The 21794-nt window shown below is 38.9% G+C and carries 19 protein-coding genes; 3 read left to right on the top strand and 16 right to left on the bottom strand.

Features of this window, described 5'->3' with window-relative positions; all coding sequences use genetic code 11:
- Positions 1–40: 40 nt before the first annotated feature.
- The 15 genes from FOC45_RS06350 to FOC45_RS06280 all read right to left on the bottom strand — a co-directional run bounded on the left by FOC45_RS06350 (position 41) and on the right by FOC45_RS06280 (position 16991).
- On the bottom strand, positions 41–691 hold the full coding sequence (locus tag FOC45_RS06350) for an ATP-binding cassette domain-containing protein (RefSeq protein WP_009389850.1): 651 nt from the start codon (positions 689–691) through the stop codon (positions 41–43).
- Positions 688–1362 (bottom strand): molybdate ABC transporter permease subunit, encoded by a 675-nt coding sequence (gene modB, locus FOC45_RS06345; RefSeq protein WP_009389851.1) that lies wholly within the window; start codon positions 1360–1362, stop codon positions 688–690. Before modB ends, FOC45_RS06350 begins: the two co-directional genes overlap by 4 nt.
- Positions 1362–2123: a molybdate ABC transporter substrate-binding protein gene (modA, locus tag FOC45_RS06340; protein ID WP_009389852.1), complete on the bottom strand. Its 762-nt coding sequence runs from the start codon at positions 2121–2123 to the stop codon at positions 1362–1364. Before modA ends, modB begins: the two co-directional genes overlap by 1 nt.
- A 12-nt stretch (positions 2124–2135) precedes the next feature.
- A complete protein-coding gene (locus FOC45_RS06335; protein ID WP_009389853.1) occupies positions 2136–3299 on the bottom strand; it encodes a phosphate porin in 1164 nt (387 codons plus the stop codon).
- Between the two features lie 154 nt (positions 3300–3453).
- A complete protein-coding gene (moaA, locus tag FOC45_RS06330) occupies positions 3454–4446 on the bottom strand; it encodes a GTP 3',8-cyclase MoaA (RefSeq protein ID WP_034540110.1) in 993 nt (330 codons plus the stop codon).
- Complete coding sequence (locus tag FOC45_RS06325) at positions 4436–4735, bottom strand: hypothetical protein (protein ID WP_009389855.1); 300 nt, start codon at positions 4733–4735, stop codon at positions 4436–4438. The genes moaA and FOC45_RS06325 overlap by 11 nt, the downstream gene beginning before the upstream one ends.
- A gap of 23 nt (positions 4736–4758) precedes the next feature.
- Positions 4759–5289 (bottom strand): ubiquinol-cytochrome c reductase iron-sulfur subunit, encoded by a 531-nt coding sequence (locus FOC45_RS06320; protein WP_009389856.1) that lies wholly within the window; start codon positions 5287–5289, stop codon positions 4759–4761.
- Positions 5290–5309: 20 nt separating this feature from the next.
- Positions 5310–5885 (bottom strand): 4Fe-4S dicluster domain-containing protein, encoded by a 576-nt coding sequence (locus FOC45_RS06315; RefSeq protein WP_009389857.1) that lies wholly within the window; start codon positions 5883–5885, stop codon positions 5310–5312.
- A 39-nt stretch (positions 5886–5924) separates the two neighbouring features.
- The gene (locus FOC45_RS06310) at positions 5925–8192 is read right to left on the bottom strand and encodes a molybdopterin oxidoreductase family protein (RefSeq protein WP_009389858.1); all 2268 of its coding nucleotides are present in this window, start codon (positions 8190–8192) and stop codon (positions 5925–5927) included.
- Between the two features lie 33 nt (positions 8193–8225).
- Positions 8226–9281 (bottom strand): hypothetical protein, encoded by a 1056-nt coding sequence (locus FOC45_RS06305; RefSeq protein WP_009389859.1) that lies wholly within the window; start codon positions 9279–9281, stop codon positions 8226–8228.
- Positions 9282–9427: 146 nt separating this feature from the next.
- Positions 9428–10753 (bottom strand): MFS transporter, encoded by a 1326-nt coding sequence (locus FOC45_RS06300; protein ID WP_009389860.1) that lies wholly within the window; start codon positions 10751–10753, stop codon positions 9428–9430.
- A gap of 34 nt (positions 10754–10787) precedes the next feature.
- Positions 10788–12260 (bottom strand): MFS transporter, encoded by a 1473-nt coding sequence (locus FOC45_RS06295; RefSeq protein ID WP_034540105.1) that lies wholly within the window; start codon positions 12258–12260, stop codon positions 10788–10790.
- A 93-nt stretch (positions 12261–12353) separates the two neighbouring features.
- Entirely contained in the window at positions 12354–13469 is a 1116-nt protein-coding gene (gene bshA, locus FOC45_RS06290) for an N-acetyl-alpha-D-glucosaminyl L-malate synthase BshA (protein WP_009389862.1), read from the bottom strand.
- Positions 13470–13534: 65 nt separating this feature from the next.
- On the bottom strand, positions 13535–14281 hold the full coding sequence (gpmA, locus tag FOC45_RS06285) for a 2,3-diphosphoglycerate-dependent phosphoglycerate mutase (protein WP_009389863.1): 747 nt from the start codon (positions 14279–14281) through the stop codon (positions 13535–13537).
- 22 nt (positions 14282–14303) lie between these two features.
- Positions 14304–16991, bottom strand: a complete 2688-nt coding sequence (locus FOC45_RS06280; RefSeq protein ID WP_009389864.1) for an AsmA-like C-terminal region-containing protein — start codon at positions 16989–16991, stop codon at positions 14304–14306.
- Between the two features lie 132 nt (positions 16992–17123).
- Between FOC45_RS06280 and gldA the strand changes: the two genes are divergently transcribed.
- The gene (gene gldA, locus FOC45_RS06275) at positions 17124–18017 is read left to right on the top strand and encodes a gliding motility-associated ABC transporter ATP-binding subunit GldA (RefSeq protein WP_009389865.1); all 894 of its coding nucleotides are present in this window, start codon (positions 17124–17126) and stop codon (positions 18015–18017) included.
- A 78-nt stretch (positions 18018–18095) separates the two neighbouring features.
- Here gldA and FOC45_RS06270 read toward each other — a convergent pair whose 3' ends face one another.
- Complete coding sequence (locus FOC45_RS06270) at positions 18096–19685, bottom strand: peptide chain release factor 3 (protein ID WP_009389866.1); 1590 nt, start codon at positions 19683–19685, stop codon at positions 18096–18098.
- A gap of 367 nt (positions 19686–20052) precedes the next feature.
- Between FOC45_RS06270 and FOC45_RS06265 the strand changes: the two genes are divergently transcribed.
- Together FOC45_RS06265 and FOC45_RS06260 are read left to right on the top strand one after the other, a co-directional pair.
- Positions 20053–20868 (top strand): M48 family metallopeptidase, encoded by an 816-nt coding sequence (locus FOC45_RS06265; RefSeq protein ID WP_034540567.1) that lies wholly within the window; start codon positions 20053–20055, stop codon positions 20866–20868.
- Positions 20869–20914: 46 nt separating this feature from the next.
- The gene (locus FOC45_RS06260) at positions 20915–21742 is read left to right on the top strand and encodes a purine-nucleoside phosphorylase (protein WP_034540564.1); all 828 of its coding nucleotides are present in this window, start codon (positions 20915–20917) and stop codon (positions 21740–21742) included.
- Positions 21743–21794 lie beyond the last annotated feature (52 nt).

Here is a 21794-nt window from a genome sequence, read left to right as displayed (position 1 = left end):
ATAACACTTTTTTTTAAGATATGGTCATCTTGTAATGAAATTAATGTCTTAGTTCTTCGTCTTTTGTATTTGTAATTATTATTTTGTCATCAGCTTCTTTTTCAAAATCTTCAGTCTGATGACTTATAATAAATATAGTACTTTTGGTTGTAGTCAGAAATGAGAGTACTTCTTGCTTCATAATAGCTCTCATAGTAGCATCAACTGATGAAAAAGGTTCATCAAGTAGTGTAATAGAGGCTTTTTGTGCTAAAGTACGCGCTAAGGCTACTCGTTGCTGTTGTCCTCCTGATAGTTGAGTTACTTTTCGGTTTTTTAGCTGCTCCATTTTGAAGTTTTCGAGCAACAGACTTATATAAGCAGGGTCTTTTTGCTTTTGGGCAAAGGCGATATTCTCCCAGACCGTCATATTCGGAAAAAGAGCATACTCTTGAAACATCAGAGCTATATTGCGTTGTTGGGGCGGTAGGTTGATATTCTTTTCAGTGTTTAACAATATTTTATCACCTACACGAAAGAAGCCTCGATCTGGTTTTATAAGTCCCGCCAAAATGCGGAATAGGGTCGTTTTGCCTATGCCCGAAAGTCCTGATAGTTGTACTAAAGCACCTTCTTTTACAGTTTTGTTTACCAATAGGTCTTTAGCTCCTTCTGAAGTGTAAATAGTATGTGAAATGTCTATAGTAATCATAGGTAATTTGTATTTTGTCTTTTGTTAATACTGAAAATAACCAATAGCAGTATAAATGAAATAGCAAATAATATCAGAGCGTATTGGTCGGCAAGCTCATAGTTGAGTGCTTGCACTTGGTCATACAGTTCTATTGAAGCTACTTTTGTCTCGTTAGGAATGCTACCACCAATCATCAGTACGATACCAAATTCGCCTATACAATGAGCAAAAGTAAGTGCTAAACCTGTTATAATAGAAGGTTTTATATTAGGTAAAAGTACACGCCAAAAGGTTGTCCATTTGCTTTTTCCTAAGGTATAAGCTGCTTCTTTCAGTTGTTTAGGTAGTGCTGTAAAACCATTTTGTAGGGGCTGAATCATAAAGGGTAAATTAGCTACTATACTAGCCATTACCACTCCTTCAAAAGTGAAAGCCAGCTGTATCTCAAATGTCTCACTTAAGTATTTTCCTAATCCGCGTGTAGGGCTAATAAGTAATAAGAAATAATAACCTAATACGGTAGGGGGGAGTACCATAGGCATACATAATAAGGCTTCGAATAGTACTTTACCTTTAAATTTGCTATATGCTAACCAATATGATACTGGTAGGCTAAAAATGAATAAAATGGCAGTAGTAATAACTGCCATTTTACCCGTTAATAATAAGGTTTTTATAAATTCTTCCATTATTTTAGTTCGTAACCGTGTTTTTTCCAGATAGGTTTAGCTTTTTCACTTAGTAAATAGTCTAAAAAGGCTTGTGCAAGTGCGGTATTCTTATCTTTTATTACTACACCAGCTTGCGCTATAGGAGTACATTCTTCATTAGTGAGTATGTAGTACTTGCCTTGTTTACCCTTCATCTCTGGTGCTAAAATAGTAGAAAGGGCTACAAAACCAACTTGAGCATTGCCAGTAGAAACGAATTGTGCTGTTTGATTGATGTTTTCACCCCATACTATTTTAGATTCTATACCGTTATATAGTCCTAATTTTTGTAGGGTTTCTACAGCATTTTTACCATAAGGGGCTAATTTAGGATTAGCAATGGCTATACGACTTACTTTAGGGTTTTCTAAAGTAGCTTTAATACCTTTTTTTACATTGATATTCATACTCCAAAGGGCTACTTTACCATAGCAGTACACTACTGATTTTCGGTGCCCGAAGCCTTTGCTAATAACTTCTTCAGGGAATTTAGTGTTAGCGGCTAAAAACAAATCGAAGTTAGCACCATTTACTATTTGTTGAGTTAGTGTTCCTGAAGCACCAAATACAATGTCTATCTGGGTATCTTTGTGCGATTTTACGTATTGTTGTTTGAGTTCTTCTAATACATAGCGAAGGTTAGCTGCTGCTGCTACAGTTATCTTATCAGCTGCGAAACTATAAGCATTGATGAGTAATGCTAAAACGAGGGTTAAAATAATTTTTGATATTCTTTTCATTGTTTAATAATATTAAAAGTTAAACATAGCACGTGCTTGTAGCATACCTATATTTTTGTCGTTCTTTGTTTTGCTTGTCAGGTTAGTATAGGTGTACGAAAGCATTAGTTGGGCATATTTGTTTATTACATAGTTAGCTCCTAATGTATAGTTGCGCATTTGTACCCCACCGCTTACACCATTAGTGTTAATACCACTATATAGGTCTGTCCAGCTAACGCGCGCTACCGCTTCTACATTTCCTGCTTTGTTAAGCCCTTTTAGTACGGCTTTTTGGTTGTCGTATTTGTAATTGCCGTTGAAAGTATATCCTGTTTCTACATAAGCAGATTGGTACTCTGCAGTTCCAGATGTCTTTTTATTTACAAAAGTTTTCATATACTCTCCTCTTATAAAGAAATCTGAGTTGTGATACATACTTTCAACTCCAAAACGGTAACTATTTTTAGGGTCTAATATATTTATCGTGGCACCTATTTTGTTAGCACTTGGCAATACATTGGTTTCTAGAGGAGAAGAAACCGAAAGAGTATAAGAAGCTGTTTTATAAGTGTTTATAATAGCAAAACGCTGGCTGGTTCCTATCTGAAGGGTACTGTTTTCATCAGCAATAGGTTTGTAAATGTAACGCCCAGAGAGTACTATTCCTGAAGTACCACTATTTTGGTCATTATAAGGACGCTCACTAAAAATACCTGTGTGAGTAAAGAATTTAGGATTTGCATAATAGTAAGTAAGTCCTAAAAGTCGACCGCCCCCTAAAGCATTATGATAATTAGGACGTTGTATAAAGTGATATGCCATACGTCCTGTGTTAGTAGTCATTCCGAAGGGCTCCCACTGATAGCCAAAACGCAAAGCTTTATACACTCCTTCTTCATTTTTAAAAGTGTAGCGCACCCATAAGTCGCGTGTGCGATTAGCTCCTGTAGGTGATGCAAAATCAAAATCGGCATAGGCATCCCATTGATCTACTTTGAAGCCTACACGTACACGGGCTTCAGTAATCTTAGTACCTGAAGGTATCTCAGCTTTATCATCGGCATAATACACAGCATCAGCCATAAAACGTGTACCAAGTGTCGCTTTTACATCGCCACTAGTGAATGAAACTTGTGAAGAAGCGGTATAGAAACCTCCTAAAACGCTTGCTAATAATAAGAATTTTTTAGTCATAAAATGATATATTTAAAATTAGTTTTTATTTCAGTTTTAATCGTTATGATTTAATAAGCTATACGATGTCTAAAAATATAAGGCTTATAGATAGCCTTATTACTCTTTTTCAAGCGGCAAATGTACAACCTTTTTTTATATTTACAAAAAAAAATTAACCACCTATCTTTATCATACTGCGGTTTACCATTTTTTGACTATCCACTGTATTGATTTCGGTGAACTGACCTCCTTTTTCTTTGTGTTTGCGCCATACCCCTTCCTTTATGAGGTTGCTTATGTCCTTGCCTTGTCGATAGAGCTTAAGCAAGTCAAACTCTTCTGCGCCAAAGAGGCAATTTTTCATCTTTCCGTCAGAGGTCAGCCTTATACGATTGCAGCCACCACAGAATGCGTTGCTCATAGTCGATATAAACCCAAAAATTCCTTTGCTATCTTCTGTAAGACGGTATTTTCGAGAGGTGTCGTGTTTTTCATCTACTAACTTTATATAATTGTATTCTTTAGCAATTGTACTGAGCATTTCATTTACCGAAATTACTTTTCCTCGTTCCCAAGTATTACCGTAAAAAGGCATAAACTCTATAAAGCGCATCTCTATAGGGTATCGATGCGAAAGGGCTACTAATGGTAGTAATTCATCGTCATTTATCCCCCTCATTATCACAGCGTTTAGCTTTACCTTGAACCCTAAATCTATACTGCGCATTATATTTTCCCATACTTGAGGCAGCAGGTCTCGTTTGGTTATTTGTTTAAAACGCTCTTGCTCTAAAGAGTCAATGCTGATGTTTAGATGTTGTACATTGTGAACTTTCAATAGGTTAAAATACCTATCGAGCAGCACTCCATTAGTAGTAACTCCTAATGAGATATTTAGGGTAGCTAACTTTTGTATAATTTCATCAAAGTCTTGTCGTACGAGAGGTTCTCCTCCGGTGATACGTATTTTATTAATGCCAAATTGTTCTACAAATATTTTTGAAATACCAAAGATTTCATCACTATTCATTAGTTTAGAAGAAGGACTACTAGTGAAAGGTTCGTTTGGCATACAGTATAAACAACGAAAATTGCAGCTATCCGTAATGGATAGCCGCAAATATGTGTGTTTTCGTCCAAATGCATCGGTGAGATTAGTACTCATACTCTTCTTCTTTTTCGTCTCCTTTTAGTATTTTTCCCGTCTTAATCATTGGTATATAACGTAAGAAGAACAATAAGCATAAGAATATTACTACAGAGCCTATAGCTGACCACGTAGCAAATTCTTGTACATTGATCTCTGTATTATACAGATATAGAGCTTTGTTGATAGTACCAAATAGCAACCACATTTGCATACCAGTAAGTAGTATGTAAATGCCAATGATAAAAGCTAACATATCATTTACACGAGTAGTAGCTTTTTGTATAGGTTTTTTTCTAATTGCCATAACATCAAATTGTTAATTGTTAATTAAGAGTGTGCTTTGTGGTTGATTTGTTGTTCGTATGTGTAATCTTCCACAAATATTTTGCCGTCTTTTACCACTACGTTTAGGCGTGGTAGAGGGCGTGGCGGAGGTCCTTGCAGTACCTTACCATCTTTGGCGTCAAAAAAGCCGTGATGACAAGGACATTCTATCATTCCGTGCTCATGATCGTAAATTACCGAACAAGAAAGGTGGGTACATTTTTGTTCGTATACACGCCAATCGTCTTCTGCTAAGCGTATTAGCATATACGGATTGCGGTGGTCGCCATCTACATAGAAGGTCTTTTGCGTTCCTACTTTTAGCTCTGATGCATTGCATACAAAGTAATCTTTAATCACTTTCCGCTTATGGAAAAAGTTGAATACAGGTATGAATACATTTACAGCTGCCATAATTCCAGAGAAGAGCGTAATGACTTTTAAGAAGTCGCGTCTCGCTACATAGCCTGCTTCAGTCTTCTTAATCGGAAAGTCTGCTTTCCAGTCGGGTATGTTTTTATTTTCGTCTGCCATTTTTTTAGTGTTTTTTGTAATTAAAATACCTTAATCTCTTCACTGCCCTTAGGCATCATTAGGTTTACCTTAGTAGTTACTACCTCTTCGCCAAAGATAAACTTCTTAATAGGGGTACTATTAGGGCGTTTTTTAGCCACATTTTCTTTGGTGTCAAAAGTAAGTGCTCCACTTGGACATACCGTAGCACACATAGGCTTTAAGCCTACGCTGGTACGGTCGTAACACATATTGCACTTCATCATTAACAGTGCATTTTGGTCAGGTATCTTAGGTACACCGAATGGACAGCTAAGCACGCAGTTAGCACAACCGATACATTTTGATACATCAGCTGAGTGTACAATACCGTATTCATCTTTCACTATAGCATCTGCTGGACATACATTGGCACAGATAGGGTCATCACAGTGCATACATACTTGCACAGTAGTTTGTACAGTCTCGCGCCTGTCTACATAGTGAATATGAATCATTGAGGTCTCTCCATTGGTTTCGCATTCTGCACAAGCCATCTCGCAAGAGTGACAGCCTATGCAACGCTGCATGTCCAAGAAGAACTCCATATCATTGAATTTTTTAAATTGTTCTGCCATTGAATTTTGTTTTTACTCTTTTTGTATACTCTTTTTTACTTAGTTAGGGATAGGGGTGTCACCCTCTGCAAATAGCACATCTCTACTTCTGTAGGCATATTCAGCAGAGTCTTTGGCTTTCTTCTCTCCTGTTTTCTCTATCTTGCAGGCACATACTTTAAACTCAGGCATCTTAGAGATAGGGTCAAGACCTTCTAATCCTACAGTGAGCTGGTTTACAGAGTTCACGCCTCCCCAGTGATAAGGTACAAATATTGAATCTTTGCGGATTGTTACTACTACATTAGCAGGGAATACTGCTGAGTTGCGGCGAGTAGTAATACGCACCAAGTCGCCTTCTTCTATACCATATTTCGCTGCCAACTCAGGGTGTATTTCCATTAATGGTTCTGGGTAAATATCTACCAATTTACCAATACGGCGTGTTTGGGTACCACTTAAGTACTGGCTTACTACACGTCCTGTAGTGAGTACTACTGGATAGTCAGCATCTGGTTCTTCTACCGGTGGCTGATAAGGGGTAGGGTTAAAGTGAGCCTTACCGTCGTTAGTCTTAAATTTACGGTCTTCCCAAAGACGCGGTGTACCTGGGTGGTCAAGACTTGGGCATGGCCAGAAAACGCCCATATTCTTTTCTACTTTTTCGTAAGTAATACCGTAGTAATCAGCATATGAACCTTTCGAAATATGGCGAATTTCATTAAATATATCCTCGGAAGTAGGGAAGTTGAACTTATCTTCCTGACCAAGGCGTTTTGCTAATTCTTTAAGAATTTCAATATCGCGTTTAGCTTTTCCAGGAGGGGTTACAGCTCCCGAAATACGTACTACACGTCCTTCGGAAGTAGTGGTAGTACCTTCTTCTTCTTCTTGCAAAGAGCCTGCTAATACAATGTTAGCGTGACGCAATGTTTCTGAAAGGAAGAAATCAATACCTGTGTAAAATTCGAGCTTTTCTAAGGCACTTTTTACGTATTTGTTATTAGGTAAAGAGATAATAGGGTTGAAGCAGATAGAAAGTAACCCTTTAATTTCTCCTTTGTTGATAGCATCAATAATTTCGTAAGCACTGAGTCCTTTACGTGGTAGTTCCGATTCAGGAATACCCCAAAAATCAGCTACTATCTGGCGGTGTTCAGGGTTTTCTATATCGCGGTTACCAGGTAGCTGGTCGCATTTGTGTCCGTGTTCACGTCCTCCTTGTCCGTTTCCTTGTCCGGTAATAGTACCATAACCGCAATAAGGTTTACCAATACGTCCAGTTGCTAATACTAAGTTGATACAGCTTAACACGTTGAGTACCCCTTTGCGGTGTTGCTCAATACCGCGTGCATGTACTAAGAATGAGGTTTTTGCTTTACCCCACATCTCAGCAGCTTTGTATATCAATTCTTTAGGAACACCAGTTATCTTTTCGCCCCATTCAAGTGTGCAGTGTTCTACTGTTTTAGCAGTTTCTTCCCAACCTGAAGTGTAGTTGTCTATAAAGTCATGGTCTAACCAATCGTTGTCAATAAGTACTTTTAGCATAGTACTCATAAGGGCAGTGTCGGTACCAGAGCGCAAAGGTAGGTGTACATCGGCAGTACGTGCTAAAGGAATTACACGAGGGTCAATTACTATAATTTTTGCTCCATTATCGCGGGCTTCCCATATACGATAAGTAAGTACAGGAAAACATTCAGAGATATTAGCTCCTGTTATGATAATCACTTCAGCGTGAGCAAGATCAGCCCACGAGTTAGATGATCTATCCATACCAAAAGCTTTCTTATTACCAGCTCCGGCACTCACCATACAAAGCCTTCCGTTATAGTCTAAGTTAGCTGTTTTGAGGGCTACACGAGCAAATTTTCCTACTAAATAACTTTTTTCGGTAGAAAGTGATACGCCTGAAAGCATTGCAAAGGCATTTCTGCCATATTGCTCTTGTATGCGTTTTATTTCACTTACTACAGTGCTGTAAGCTTCTTCCCATTCTATAGGTACGAAGCCTACACCTTCTACGCGTTTTATAGGTTGTAGTAGGCGGTCAGGGTGGTTATCTTGCATATAACGTTGCACTCCTTTAGGGCAAAGACGTCCTTCGTTAAAAGGGAACTCTCTCCAAGGTTCAAAACCTACTACTTTTTTGTTTTTTATTTTGAGTTTGATACCACACTGCAACCCGCAAAAACAACAGTGTGTTTTTACAAGTTCGTCAGGGGTTTGTGAGGCGCGCGCCTTAGCACTCTCTTTTGTCATATAGTGCTTATGGGGCCCCCACTTTGCTATAATTTCGTCTACGGGTACGGGTAACGTTGCCATAATTTTCTCTTTTTAAAATAATGAATTAGGAAATTAACCAAAGAAACTACCCGCTTCTTCACGGGCTTTAAGGTGTGCTTTAGCTAGCATACAGCGTTTGCCTTCAGGACTATACTCTAAGTAGCTCATTCCTTCTTTGTTTTCTAATTTGAATCCGAGCTCTTTTGTCACCTCTTTTAGGTCGTTTATCTGCATTTTGCAAGCGTACTCTTCCTTGGTGTGTGGACATACTTGCATCCCTTCTTTAGCCCCTTTTAGGCGGTATACATTTGCCCCTATCTGGGCAGGACGCTGAAATATATGGAAGAATTTACCAAAAGGTATCCACATTAGGAACATCGCTACTGCAATGGCGTGGGTAATAGCCATAAACTGACTCATTTTGCCTTCTAAGAATGAGTAATCAAACCAAATACCCAATCCAGTTACTGATACAACTATCAGCAATATAAGGGGCAACCAATCGCGCTCAAACCATTGGCTTGCCATCTGCCCTTCATCTACAAAGCGACGATGCATCATTATAGCAGAACCTATAATGACCATTATGGCAGTCCATACTAGAATGTGGAAGAGGAATAAGGCTACAATAGTACCCAATTTAAAAGTCATTACTGAAAAGCCCATAAAATGGGTTTCATACATATCGGTAGTGCCGGGAACTAAGGTGAAGTGCATCCATCCGAAGGTAAGCCCAAAGGTTACAGCGAATGAAATCAAGCAACCTACAGATAGCAAGAAGTGCCCCAACCAGCGCATTTTGCTACGTGGCATTAAGAATTTCTGCAATAGTAGGTTTTTAAAAGTTAGCCTACCATAGTCTTTCAGTTGTGCCCAATAATCTTTGCTGCGCAACAGCTGCCAAGTGCGTTTCCAATACTTTTGGGTAGGGGGGCGTTGTAGCCAAACACTATGCTTATAAGCTATCCCAAAAGTCATACTGATAGTACCAAAAAAGTATATCATCAGGGCAGCATCGTAGTTCTGTAGGTTTACAGAACCTATTACCGTAATAGCTATTACTATCAATGTAGCAATAACAGCATTGCGGAATGCTTTCTTGTTTATTTTGGTGAAAATACTGAACATATAATTTTGTTTTACTCTTTGGGGGCAAAGATACAAATAAGAAAGTGAATTACAAACAGTTTTTGTAATTTAGAACCGTTCGTAATTCACTTGTTTTGTTTTAATTCCTTGTGATATAAGGTAATTATCTCTTTTTTAAAATCAGTCTAACTTGGTCTCTCACATCCTTTGCGAGTATAGAAGTGCCAGTTTATCCATGTAGCTACTACACATAGGGCGAAAACACACCAGAAGAAAGGTTTAGAAGTACCAAACCAAGCACGTGATTGTGGTATCATTATATTGAAAATGAAAGGCCCAAAAGCAGCTACAGCAGCTGTCCAACCTATTACCCCTGCAGACTTACGTGGAGAAGCTGCAAAGATGGTAGGGTATTGCTTAAAGGTAGCAGCATTACCTACACCTGTAAAGAAGAAGATAGCCATAATGATAATAAAGAACATTGGGAATTGATCTGCTGAAGTAGGGGTTAGATAACCTCCTAAAATGAGGATAGCAAAAAGAATGCCCATTGCAATACCAGTGATATGTGTAAGAATAGCACCGCCAAACTTGTCGGCTACTTTACCAAAAAGCACTCGCATAGCAGAGCTGATAAGAGGGCCATAGAAGGCATAGTGCAGTGGCTCAAGCGTATTGTCTAATGGTACGTACATATTCTTAATCATTAATGGGAATGCAGCAGAAAGACCTGCAAAAATACCAAAAGTCATAATATATGTAACAGTGCAGTACCAAGTGTGCTTGTCGCCAAAGATGTCTAACTGTTCTTTAAATGATGCTTTTACAGGAATACTCTTTAGTGAGAACCAAGCCCAAATACCTACTAAGAAAAGCGGCAATACATAGATGAACGCTACGTTTTCTAAGAAAATAGTTTTACCGGTAGTCAATACTGTTTCTCCTCCTCCTAAGAAAGAGAAGATACTTAGGCTGATAACGATAGGCGAAAGCAGCTGTACAAGGCTCACCCCAAAGTTTCCTACCCCAGCCTGTATGCCTAAAGCGGTACCTGATAGGCGTTTAGGGAAGAACAAAGAGGTAGATGGCATATAAGAGGAGAAATCACCACCACCAATACCTAGTAAGAAGCCTATCAGCATAAAGTAGCCGTAAGACGAACTAGGATCCATTACTGCAAAGCCGAGCATTAGCAAGGGGATAATCTTTAGCAATGCACTGATAGACACTACTTTTTGTGTTCCGAAAATAGGAATTAAAAAAGTGTTCAATATACGCAAAAGACCTCCTGCTAATCCTGGCATAGCAGCTAACCAAAATAGTTGGTCATCACTGAACTGAAAACCTATTTTTGGTAACTGTACTACTACAGCACTATATAGAAACCAACACGCAAACGACATTGTAAGCGCAATAGTGGTAATTGTAAGCGTTCTATTCGCTATTTTCTTACCTGTAGATTGCCAGAAAGCTTCATTTTCTGGCTCCCATTTTTCTAACCATTTACTCATATGTAATTAATTCTAAATTGTGAATTTTCAAAAATTATTCAATTTTATTTTGTAGCTCTGGAGCTGCTTTTTTGTTTAGTTTGTTGATAGTGCGATGCATCCAGTACAAGCACACAGCTGAAGTGAAGAACACGAATATCCACGAGCTTGTCCATAAGCCGGTAAAGTCGAGTAGGTAACCAAAGAGGATAGGGCCTATAAAGCCTCCAAGCCCTCCGATAAGTCCTACCATACCTCCTACGATACCAACCTCATTAGGGAAGTATTCTGGTATGTATTTGTATACAGCAGCTTTTCCGATACCCCACATAATACCAATGAGGATTACCAAGATAGTGTATACCCATAAGTGCGCCTCAAATTTGATAAGCGTTTGTCCTTGGGCTATTACCTCTTTTTTCTTTACTTGTTGATTTTCTTTTACAAGGGCTTCTTGCCACGAATAACTTTTTGGGAAAATGTAGTTACCGTCTTTTATTTCAGGTTTTTCTGTTAGTTGTATTACTTCACCAGTGGCGAGGGTAATAGCATTTCCTTCTACTTTTTCTACAGTAGTATTCTTTTTAGCTGCAACTCCTTTTCCTGGAGTAAGGATTTCCATCTTAGGAAGCATTAGCAATCCACCTATGATAAGTGAAGAAAGAAGAACCCAATGCATTACGGCGCGAGCGCCAAACTTATCTGACAGATAGCCTCCTAAGGCTCTGATTACTCCACTAGGCAAACTAAAAGCAGAAGCAAGCATACCTCCTAATATCAAAGAGGTGCTATATACGTTGATGTAGTAAGGTAATAACCATTGTGAGAAAGCTACAAACAGACCAAACACTAAGAAGTAGTACAAGCCAAAGCGCCATACCCTTGTTGATTTAAGAGGAGTGAGCATTTCGTGCATTGACTTAGGGGCTTGAGCTGCTTTTTTGTTTTTAGTAAATAGCAAAAATGCTAATCCCATTATTAAAATTACAACCCCATAGATTACAGGTAGCCAACGCCATCCTTCGGGGTCGTTAGCTGTAAGCATTTTGAGCAATGTAGGGGCTAAAAAGGTAGTAATAGCAGCACCTGCATTTCCCATACCAAAAATACCGAGAGCACGCCCTTGCCAGTTCTTAGGATACCATACCGAAGTAAAGGCTACTCCTACGGCAAAACCTGTACCTACCATACCGAAAAGAATACTCAAGATGAAGTACATCCAATACGAATTGACAAAGTGCATCAAAAAGAAAGGAATCGCACAGAAAATGAGTAGTGAACTAAATACAGGTTTACCTCCGTATTTGTCGGTTAACATCCCCATTAAGGGTCTGAAAATAGAGCCAGAGAGTATCGGTAAGCCCAATAGCCAACCGGTCTCTACCACACTCCAATTGAAAACACTGTTGTCTACCAAATAGGTTACTAATACCCCATTGAGTGTCCAACACGCAAAACAAATAGTGAATGCTAAGGTGTTTAACGTCAGCACAAAGTGAGACGTACGTAAAGATGTTGTAGAATTCATTATATTAAAAAAACTATTTAAGTATTAATCTGGGTGCAAAAATAGAACTTTTCTTGTAAAAGAAAAATAAAAGATAAAAAAAGATAATGATTTTTATGTTAATTCTTTGTACAAAGCCTCATACATAGGTATTATTTTATTCTCGTCAAAACGCTCAGCTACTTTTCGAGCTCCTTTTTTAAATTGTGCTAAGCGCGTGGTATCTTCTAATATATAGATAGCTCTTGCTGCCATTGTAGCTACATCTCCTATAGGGCATAAATATCCTGACACTCCTTCTTCATTTACTTCAGACAAGCCTCCAGCATTGCTTGATACTACGGGGACGCCCGCTGCCATTGCCTCTAAGGCTGAAAGTCCAAAACTTTCTGAGGCTGAGGGCAATAAAAACAAATCTGACATACAAAGTATGCGGTCGATGTCCGAGGTGTTTCCTAAGAAAAGAACTTTGCTTTTGATACCTAAATCTTTGCACAGTTGGTCGGCAGTCTCTCTTTCGGGACCATCGCCTACCATTATTAACTTAGCAGGTAGTTGCTGTTGTATGCCGTAGAATACTCTTACAACATCATCTACACGTTTTACTTTTCTAAAGTTACTTATATGAGTTACTATCAGCTCATTAGGTTTTGCCATTACCGACCGTTTGCACGGAATTATTTCGTTAGGTTTCTTTAAATCTATAAAGTTAGGAATTACCTTTATGTCTTTATGTATGTTAAAAAGTCTGAGTGTGTCTTGCTTTAGGCTTTCTGATACTGAGGTTACTACATCTGACTCATTGATGCTAAAAGTTACCGCTTCTTTATAAGTAGGGTGATTGCCTACTAAAGTAATATCAGTACCGTGTAAGGTAGTTACCATAGGTACTTCTATTCCTTCGCGTTTGAGCATCTGCTTAGCCATATAGCCTGCGTATGCGTGTGGAATAGCGTAGTGTACGTGTAGTATATCGATATTATAGGTTTTTACTACGTATGCCATTTTGCTTGAGAGGGCTAACTCGTATGGTTGGTAGTGAAACAAGGGGTACTCTTCTACATGCACTTCGTGAAAATGAATATTCATCTCTAAGAAATCCAATCGTACAGGGTAACTATAGGTTATAAAATGCACTTGGTGTCCTTTGCGGGCTAAGGCTACCCCCAACTCAGTGGCTACTACGCCACTGCCCCCAAAAGTAGGGTAGCATACTATTGCTATGTTCATATCTCTTAAATTAAAAAATTAGGTCAAGCATATTGCCTGACCTAAAAATAAATCATTCTATACTATTATTTTGATTTTCCTTGGTTAGCTACACTGTTGATAGCAGCAGCTATAGCTTCTTGGTCGCCTAAATAATAGTGTTTGATAGGCTTTAAGTTAGCATCGAGCTCGTATACCAAAGGCACTCCGGTAGGAATGTTCAATTTTAGTATTTCTTCTTCTGAAAGACCATCTAAGTATTGTACTAACGAACGCAAGCTGTTACCGTGTGCAGCTATGATTACGCTTTTGCCAGCTTTGATATCTGGAGCAATAGATTCAAACCAGATAGGTAGCATACGGTCATAGCAGTCTTTTAAGCTTTCACCTGGAGTTTTTTGTTCTTTGCTTAGGGCAGCATAACGGCGGTCATGTGATGGGTGACGCTCATCGCTTTCTTCGATGAAAGGTGGACGTACATCATAAGAGCGTCTCCACAATAGCACTTGGTCTTCGCCATATTTAGCAGCAGTTTCTGCTTTGTTTAAGCCTTGTAGTGCTCCGTAGCTCTTTTCGTTAAGTCTCCAACTCTTGTAGGTAGGAACCCATAGGTCGCCCATAGCTTCTAAAGCGTTGTTAAGAGTTTTGATAGCGCGTTTTAGTACAGAGGTGTAAGCTACATCAAATTTGAAGCCTTCTTCTTTCATTACACGACCTGCTTCGCGTGCTTCTTGTACTCCTTGCTCTGTTAAATCTACATCTTGCCACCCTGTGAATAGGTTGAGCTTGTTCCATTCACTTTGTCCGTGGCGTAAAAGTACTACTTTATACATATATCTCTAAAAATTTATTTTATTATTCTTCTTTATTGCCTCCTAATCCTTTTAAGAAATTGCCTAATTGCTTTTTAGCTTCTTTCTTAGCCTCTTCTTTGGCGCGTTCTTTTACATCATTTTTCACCTTGGTAAGGGTACTGTCTTTGTTCTTCATCAGTCCGCCTATAGCGTTGGTTACTTCGGCAGCGGTGCCAGTACCTGTTTTAGTAGCTATTGCATCGCGGAGGGCATCGGTACCCTTGTTAGCAAGATTATTGATTTGGTTTTTAGCTATTTGGGTAGCTAAATCTTTTACTACAGTTTTGATGTCAGTGCTTACCTCTGGCTTTTTAAAGGTACCCCCTACGGTAGCTACTACAGGTAAGTTGGTTATCTTCTTTTGGTTTTCAGGGGTTAGCTTAGTAAGTAGGTTTTCAGCTTCTTTGCCCAACATTTGAGGAGGTACATTGAAGAGGAGTTTGTAGTTCATTTGTTGGTCGAAACCGTGACTACCTGCCACTTCTATAGCTACATCTTTGTATTTTAGGGTGAAAGGTTTAATTTTTACTTTTCCATCTTCAAAATCAACGGCTGCTTTTATGTCTTTTAGGTTTAGATTTGATAGGTTAAGACCTGTAAACTGAGAGTCTAAAGCAGAGAGTAGGGGAGAGGCTTCACTTATTACCTTTGAGTCGATAAGAGAGGCAAATAGGTCGCCCGAAATAGTGTTGATTTCAGGGGTTAAGTCTGATTTTAGCTTTCCTTTTACCTTTATTACAGTATTTACTTTTCCTTGTACTACCTTAGCTATAGGCGCTATCTTTTCGAGCATAGTTATTTGAGTGAAAGCCTCGGCTATATTTAATTTGCTAAGATTTAGATTTACGTTAAAAGTAGGTGTTGCTTCTTTGGTTGAAACATCTCCTGCAAGAGCTATATTACCACCAAAGATATCTGTTTTTAGGTTTTCTAAAGCTACTTTTTCATCTTTGATGATGAGCTTGCCTGATACGTTGCTCAGTGTTAGATTGTCGTATAACACAGTACCAGCCTTGGCACTAAGGGTACAGTCTAAGAAAGCGGGTACTTTGATAGCTGATGCGGTAGTGCTGCTTTGTGTAGCTTTAGCAGTTGTAGCAGTAGCCGTTGTAGCTGGACTACTTGAAGCTGTAGCGGGCTGCATAAAATCATTGACTACTAATTTGTTAGATGATAGATTGAAGTTTCCTTTCAATATTTCTTTCTTGAAAACAAATCCGTATAAATTGTCTATAGTACCATTTAAATGCAGGTCGGTGCTGCCAGTGCGAGCATCAAAAGCAGAAAGCCCTATATGTGAAGGATTGAAAGCCATACTAAGTTGGTCTATATGAAAAGGTTTAACAAACTCTTCGCCCTCATATACAAATTGAGCTAATGATAGGTTGCCTTGAGCTTTGATATTTTGGTAGTTTTTTGTTTCTACAGACTTCATATCGAGCTGTGTTGCTATATCAGCCTTTAGGATACCGGCTAACTTCTTGTCTAATGAAATAGGGTAAGCCTGTGATAGGTTTGCTAAGTTTATAGTTCCTTTTGCAGCTAGATCAACAAAAGGATTCACTAACATATTGCTAACATTTGCTTTTGCCCAGAATACATCTTGGTCTATGCGCATTGCAAATTTATTGAGATTCACTTTGGTGTCATTAGTAATACCTGTAGCATTGTTTACTTTTAAATCTATGCTAATGTCTTTAATAGTTTTTGGTAAATCGGGGTATTTGACAGTAGCGTTATCAGCAAACATTTCGAGCCCAAAAGTAGGGATTTTGTCGCCTACCATATCGCCTTTGGCAAATCCTTTTAGGGTGAGGTTGCCGGTAGTTTTTACATTTTCTATACTTTTACTGTATTCCTCTGGTATAAGAGCTAAAAAGTTTTGAAAAGTATTAGTAGGGGTGCTAAAAGTAAGGTCGTAGCGTTGCCCTTCTTCTAAAAGCTGAATAAAGCCATTAAAAACTAAGTCTAAACGGTTTACTGTAGCTTTATTCTCTTTGAAAGTGTATTTTTGGTTCTTTAGGTCGATGCCTAATAAGGCTTGTAGCGTGATAGGCACACGATTCATAAAAGTACTTTTATCCATTGCAAAAGTAAAGTTTGCCTTAGTTTGGGTGTCTAAGTCGAGTACCTCTTCTGCGAAATTCCCTTTTCCACTGTGGTAGATATCGGCTATTTCCATAAATATATTGCCATCGTCCATCTTAAAGGTGAATTTCAGATTTTCAACATTATAGCTTTGTATGTCCAATTTGATAGGAGCCGATTCCTCTTCAGGAGTATCTGATGGGATAGCAATATCGAAGTTGCCAGCCCCCTCTTTATTGAAATGAATATAGGCTGAAGCGTCTTTTACATTAGCCCCCAATAGGTTATAGTTGCCTGCCATTAAGTCTTTTACACTTAAGGTAACATCTATATGTTTGGCAGCAAAAAGCGTATCGCCCACGAAAGGTTCTTTGTTTACTAAAGCAAAATCGCTAAGGGTTATCTGTGCTTTTGGGAAACTCTTAAAGAGACTGATATCTACATCAGCCAATGATAGATTGGCTTTTAAGTTTTTGTTCACCATTTCGATGACTTTTTCTTTAATAGTATCTTTGAAGAAATAAGGAATAGCCACCATTGCTCCTAGAAGCACCACCAGCGTAATTCCGCCCCATTTAAATATTTTTTTTACTATCTTCATATTTTTCTTTTTTTACAGGGCAAAAGTAATAAATAATTATCAATTAACAAGTAGTAATTGACAATTTTTTTCATAATCTAAAATTCAAAATTCTGAATTATTTATTATCTTTGCCGCAAATTATAGAAAATAATGTCAGTACAAGTAACTAATTTAACGAAAATATACGCACAACAGATAGCTGTTAATAAGATAAACTTTCAGTTGCAGAAGGGTGAAATTACAGGCTTTTTAGGTCCGAATGGTGCTGGTAAATCTACCACAATGAAGATGATTACAGGGGCGCTAACCCCTACAGAGGGCAGTATCAGTATCAATGGTATAGATATGCTAAAGCAACCTATTGAGGCACAAAAGATGATAGGCTACCTGCCTGAGCACAACCCTCTGTATACTGAGATGTATGTGCGTGAATATTTGAGTTTTACAGCAGATTTGTACCCTAAAGTGCCTAAGAGTAGGGTAGAAGAGGTCATCGCTCTTACAGGACTTACGCCAGAGAGCAATAAGAAGATAGAAGCTCTCTCTAAAGGTTATCGCCAGCGGGTAGGTTTGGCTTCAGCTCTTATTCACGACCCTGAAATATTGATTTTAGACGAACCTACTACAGGACTTGACCCCAATCAGTTAGTAGAAATACGCCATATCATCAAAGAGCTTGGCAAAACCAAAACCATCTTGCTATCTTCGCATATTATGCAAGAGATACAAGCGGTAGCCGATAGGGTGATAGTACTTCATAAGGGTAATATAGTGCTAGATAAGCCAATGAAAGCCCTACAAGGCAAAGAACAGATAATAGAGGTAGCTTTTGATTTTAGAGTAGAAGAACGATTGTTGCGCAATCTCCCTCATATAATTGCTGCTACTAATGTTTATGATTTTCTATATCAATTGCAGTTTAGTACTTCAGAAGATATGCGCCCTGCTGTATTTGATTTTGCTAAAGAAAACGGACTTAAAATACTTCAAATTAACCACAAACACAACGACTTAGAAGAGCTTTTTATCAGTCTTACGAAATAGAGACAAGAGATGAAATACAAAAGACAAAAGACGAGAGCATCACGCCCTCGTCTTTTGTCTTTTATATTTCGTTTTATATTAGAATTCTGATGTAAAATGCAGCTTTAAGCTAGGGTATTTTTGCTTTACCATTTCTATAGAGAAAGCCGAATCGGCTAAAAATACCAACTGCTGCTGTTTATCTCTTGCTAAATACTTCTGCTTTACCCTTAAGAAATCTACATATTCAGGGTCTTTAGGGTTATCTGGTGCTTCTACCCAACAAGCCTTATAAATAGGGAAATTCTCATAACTACATTTTGCCCCATATTCGTGTTCTAAACGATACTGAATTACCTCGTACTGCAAGGCTCCTACTGTACCAATTACCTTTCTGCCATTGAAGTCTAAGCGGAAGAGCTGTGCTACCCCCTCGTCCATTAGCTGGTCGATACCTTTTTCTAACTGTTTTGATTTTAGTGGGTCAGCATTGTTAATATACCTAAAATGCTCAGGTGAGAAGCTCGGTATTCCTTTGAAGTGCAATACTTCTCCCTCAGTTAATGTATCGCCTATTTTGAAATTACCAGTATCGTGTAATCCTACTATATCGCCTGCATACGAGATGTCTACCACCTCTTTCTTCTCAGCAAAAAAAGCATTTGGACTTGAGAACTTCAGTTTTTTGCCTAAACGCGTGTGTAAGTAGGGTTTGTTGCGCTCGAAAGTACCCGATACTATCTTTACAAACGCCAAACGGTCGCGGTGGTTAGGATCCATATTAGCGTGGATTTTGAATACAAAACCCGTAAAAGTAGGCTCTTCGGGGCGTACTTCTCTCTCCTCGCTGGCTTTAGGACGAGGTGAGGGGGCTATCTCTACAAAGCAATCTAAGAGCTCGCGTACCCCAAAATTGTTTAGCGCCGACCCAAAGAATACTGGCTGTTGCTCTCCTTTTAAGTAAGCCTCTCTGTCAAAAGCAGGGTATACCTCATATACCAACTCTAAATCGCTGCGCAGGTTGGCTGCTGACTGTTCAGAGATGATTTTCTCTAACTCAGGACTGTTTATGTCGTCAAACGAGATAGTTTCTTCTATATTCTTGCGGCTATCACCTGAAAAAAGATTGATGTTCTTTTCCCATATGTTGTAAATACCTTTGAAATCGTAGCCAATACCTATAGGGAAGCTTAAAGGCGTTACCTTTAGTCCGAGTTTTTGCTCTACTTCGTCTAATAGGTCGAAAGCATCCTTACCTTCTCGGTCTAACTTGTTGATAAAAACTATCATAGGTATATTGCGCATACGGCATACCTCTACCAACTTCTCTGTTTGCTCTTCCACCCCTTTAGCTACGTCTACCACTACTATTACGCTGTCTACCGCTGTAAGAGTACGAAAGGTATCTTCAGCAAAATCTTTGTGACCAGGGGTGTCTAAGATATTGATTTTATGTTGTTTGTAGTTGAAAGCCAATACAGAAGTAGCTACAGAGATACCCCTCTGGCGCTCTATCTCCATAAAGTCAGAAGTAGCTCCTTTTTTTATCTTGTTGCTTTTTACCGCACCAGCCTCTTGAATAGCGCCCCCGAAGAGTAGCAATTTTTCAGTGAGCGTAGTTTTACCCGCATCGGGGTGAGAGATAATGCCAAAAGTACGGCGCTTTTGTATTTCTTGTTCTAAAGACATATTAATCAGTAAATTAGCAAATTTGTTAATTAGCAAATTTGAGATTGAGGGTGCAAAAGTAATGAAATAAATGCAAATAGAAAAATTTTGCAGGCAAGCTGGGAGGATTGGGAGGGCTGAGAAGTCTGGGAGGAATGGGATAGAGTTCTTCAAAAGTTTCTTCGGTGATCCTGTATTCTTCCTATATCTAAAGTAAAGGGAAGGCTGGGAGGATTGGGAAGGCTAGGAGGGTTGTGAGACGGGTGAGACGAGTGGGACGAGTGGGACGGGTGAATTGGTAATTTTTTTGTGTTTGTCTAAATTGCTAATTGACAAATTTGCTAATTTGCTAATTATGTTATATCTTTGCAAAATAAAACAGAATTATATGAAGAAAATAAGTATTATTGCTTTATTGCTAATTGTTTTTTCCTGCAAAACTAATCCTTTTACAGGGAAGAGTACTCTGAACTTTATGCCTAATAGCAAGGTTTTTCCGATGGCTTTTAGTCAATATTCTACTTTTTTGCAGTCGAATAAGGTGATAACCAATACTAATGACGCCCAAATGGTGAAAAGAGTGGGTGAGCGTATCGCTAAAGCGGCTAAATTATGGCTCGACACTAACGGCTATAAGGGGTATTTAGACGATTACAGATGGGAATACAACTTGGTAGATAGTCCTGAAGTGAACGCTTGGTGTATGCCAGGGGGCAAAATAGTGGTGTATACAGGTATTTTGCCAATTACTAAGAACGAAGCAGGGTTGGCAGTAGTGATGGGACACGAGGTGGCACACGCATTAGCTGACCACGGAGCACAACGTATGAGTGCTAGCACCCTACAACAAATAGGAGCTATAGCAGGTTCGCTTGCCCTACAAAGTAGCAAATATGCCGAATACACTGACCAGTTTATGATGGCTTACGGCTTAGGTTCAAACTTAGGAGTGATGTTGCCTTTTAGTCGCTCTAACGAAACAGAAGCTGATGCTATTGGTATTCAGATTATGGCTATCGCAGGTTATGACCCCTCAGAAGCTCCTGAACTATGGAAACGAATGAGTGCTAAGAAAAATGGTGCTAGTACCTCTAGCCTTCTCAGTACGCACCCCTCAGACGAGTCGCGTATTAAAAACCTAACCCAATTAGTGCCAAAAGCGAGAGCTGAAGCTGCTAAATTTGGTGTGACGAGCTTTAAATAATTAGCCAATTTGCCAATTGATAAAAATCGACGAATTAATAAAAATTATGCAACAGTATTACGACAAAATCAATGAGACGGCTCGTATTATACAGTCGTACATTACAGAACATACCCCAGAATTTGCTATTATCTTGGGGTCAGGACTTAGTAAATTAGAAGATGAAGTAGAAGTAATTTCGGAAATTAAGTACCAAAATATACCTAACTTCCCGAAATCAACTGTGTCAGGGCATAAAGGTAAACTGATTTATGGAAAAATTCAGAACCGATATGTGCTGATGATGGCAGGACGCGTACACTATTACGAAGGTTACTCTATGCAAGAAGTTACTTTCCCTATTCGCGTATTTGCTCAGTTAGGCATTAAACGACTTATACTCTCAAACGCTTCAGGAGGGGTAAATCCTAACTTTTCTATAGGTGATGTGATGATTATTCGCGACCATATTAACCTTTTCCCAGAGCATCCTTTGCGCGGTAAGAACTTAGATTTGTATGGAGTTCGTTTTCCTGATATGAGCAAGCCTTATAGCCACGCGATGATAGCAGAGTTAGAAAAAATAGCTCAGGAAAACAATATCAAAGTGCAAAAAGGGGTATATGTAGGATTGCAAGGGCCTTCTTTTGAAACGCCTGCCGAATATGGTATGGTGCGTATTTTAGGAGGTGATGCCGTAGGTATGAGTACTGTGCCTGAGGTGATAGTAGCACGCCACCAACTGATGGAGGTATGCGCTCTCTCGGTAATCACTGACTTAGGAGGGCCTGAAATATCGCCTGATGTATCGCACGAAGAGGTACTTAATGCTGCTAATATAGCAATGCCTAACGTGATATTATTGGTGAAGAACTTGATTAAGAATTATAAATAGGTATTAGTTTATTAGGTGTTAGTGGTACTACCTACTAACACCTAATACCTAA

The organism is Capnocytophaga sp. FDAARGOS_737 (genome assembly GCF_009730375.1).
GTDB classification, from domain to species: Bacteria; Bacteroidota; Bacteroidia; order Flavobacteriales; family Flavobacteriaceae; genus Capnocytophaga; species Capnocytophaga leadbetteri.
Note: the sequence above shows the minus strand (reverse complement) of the source record. Positions and strands in the feature narration are given on the sequence as shown.

Bases quoted from the DNA above. Each gene is read 5' to 3' on its own strand.
- FOC45_RS06335 (WP_009389853.1), bottom strand. From the start codon at position 3,299: ATGACTAAAAAATTCTTATTATTAGCAAGCGTTTTAGGAGGTTTCTAT.
- FOC45_RS06320 (WP_009389856.1), bottom strand. From the start codon at position 5,289: ATGGCAGACGAAAATAAAAACATACCCGACTGGAAAGCAGACTTTCCG.
- FOC45_RS06310 (WP_009389858.1), bottom strand. From the start codon at position 8,192: ATGGCAACGTTACCCGTACCCGTAGACGAAATTATAGCAAAGTGGGGG.
- FOC45_RS06295 (WP_034540105.1), bottom strand. From the start codon at position 12,260: ATGAATTCTACAACATCTTTACGTACGTCTCACTTTGTGCTGACGTTA.
- FOC45_RS06305 (WP_009389859.1), bottom strand. From the start codon at position 9,281: ATGTTCAGTATTTTCACCAAAATAAACAAGAAAGCATTCCGCAATGCT.
- FOC45_RS06260 (WP_034540564.1), top strand. From the start codon at position 20,915: ATGCAACAGTATTACGACAAAATCAATGAGACGGCTCGTATTATACAG.
- FOC45_RS06265 (WP_034540567.1), top strand. From the start codon at position 20,053: ATGAAGAAAATAAGTATTATTGCTTTATTGCTAATTGTTTTTTCCTGC.
- gldA (WP_009389865.1), top strand. From the start codon at position 17,124: ATGTCAGTACAAGTAACTAATTTAACGAAAATATACGCACAACAGATA.
- FOC45_RS06325 (WP_009389855.1), bottom strand. From the start codon at position 4,735: ATGGCAATTAGAAAAAAACCTATACAAAAAGCTACTACTCGTGTAAAT.
- modB (WP_009389851.1), bottom strand. From the start codon at position 1,362: ATGGAAGAATTTATAAAAACCTTATTATTAACGGGTAAAATGGCAGTT.
- gpmA (WP_009389863.1), bottom strand. From the start codon at position 14,281: ATGTATAAAGTAGTACTTTTACGCCACGGACAAAGTGAATGGAACAAG.
- FOC45_RS06300 (WP_009389860.1), bottom strand. From the start codon at position 10,753: ATGAGTAAATGGTTAGAAAAATGGGAGCCAGAAAATGAAGCTTTCTGG.
- FOC45_RS06280 (WP_009389864.1), bottom strand. From the start codon at position 16,991: ATGAAGATAGTAAAAAAAATATTTAAATGGGGCGGAATTACGCTGGTG.
- moaA (WP_034540110.1), bottom strand. From the start codon at position 4,446: ATGAGTACTAATCTCACCGATGCATTTGGACGAAAACACACATATTTG.
- FOC45_RS06315 (WP_009389857.1), bottom strand. From the start codon at position 5,885: ATGGCAGAACAATTTAAAAAATTCAATGATATGGAGTTCTTCTTGGAC.
- bshA (WP_009389862.1), bottom strand. From the start codon at position 13,469: ATGAACATAGCAATAGTATGCTACCCTACTTTTGGGGGCAGTGGCGTA.
- FOC45_RS06350 (WP_009389850.1), bottom strand. From the start codon at position 691: ATGATTACTATAGACATTTCACATACTATTTACACTTCAGAAGGAGCT.
- FOC45_RS06270 (WP_009389866.1), bottom strand. From the start codon at position 19,685: ATGTCTTTAGAACAAGAAATACAAAAGCGCCGTACTTTTGGCATTATC.
- modA (WP_009389852.1), bottom strand. From the start codon at position 2,123: ATGAAAAGAATATCAAAAATTATTTTAACCCTCGTTTTAGCATTACTC.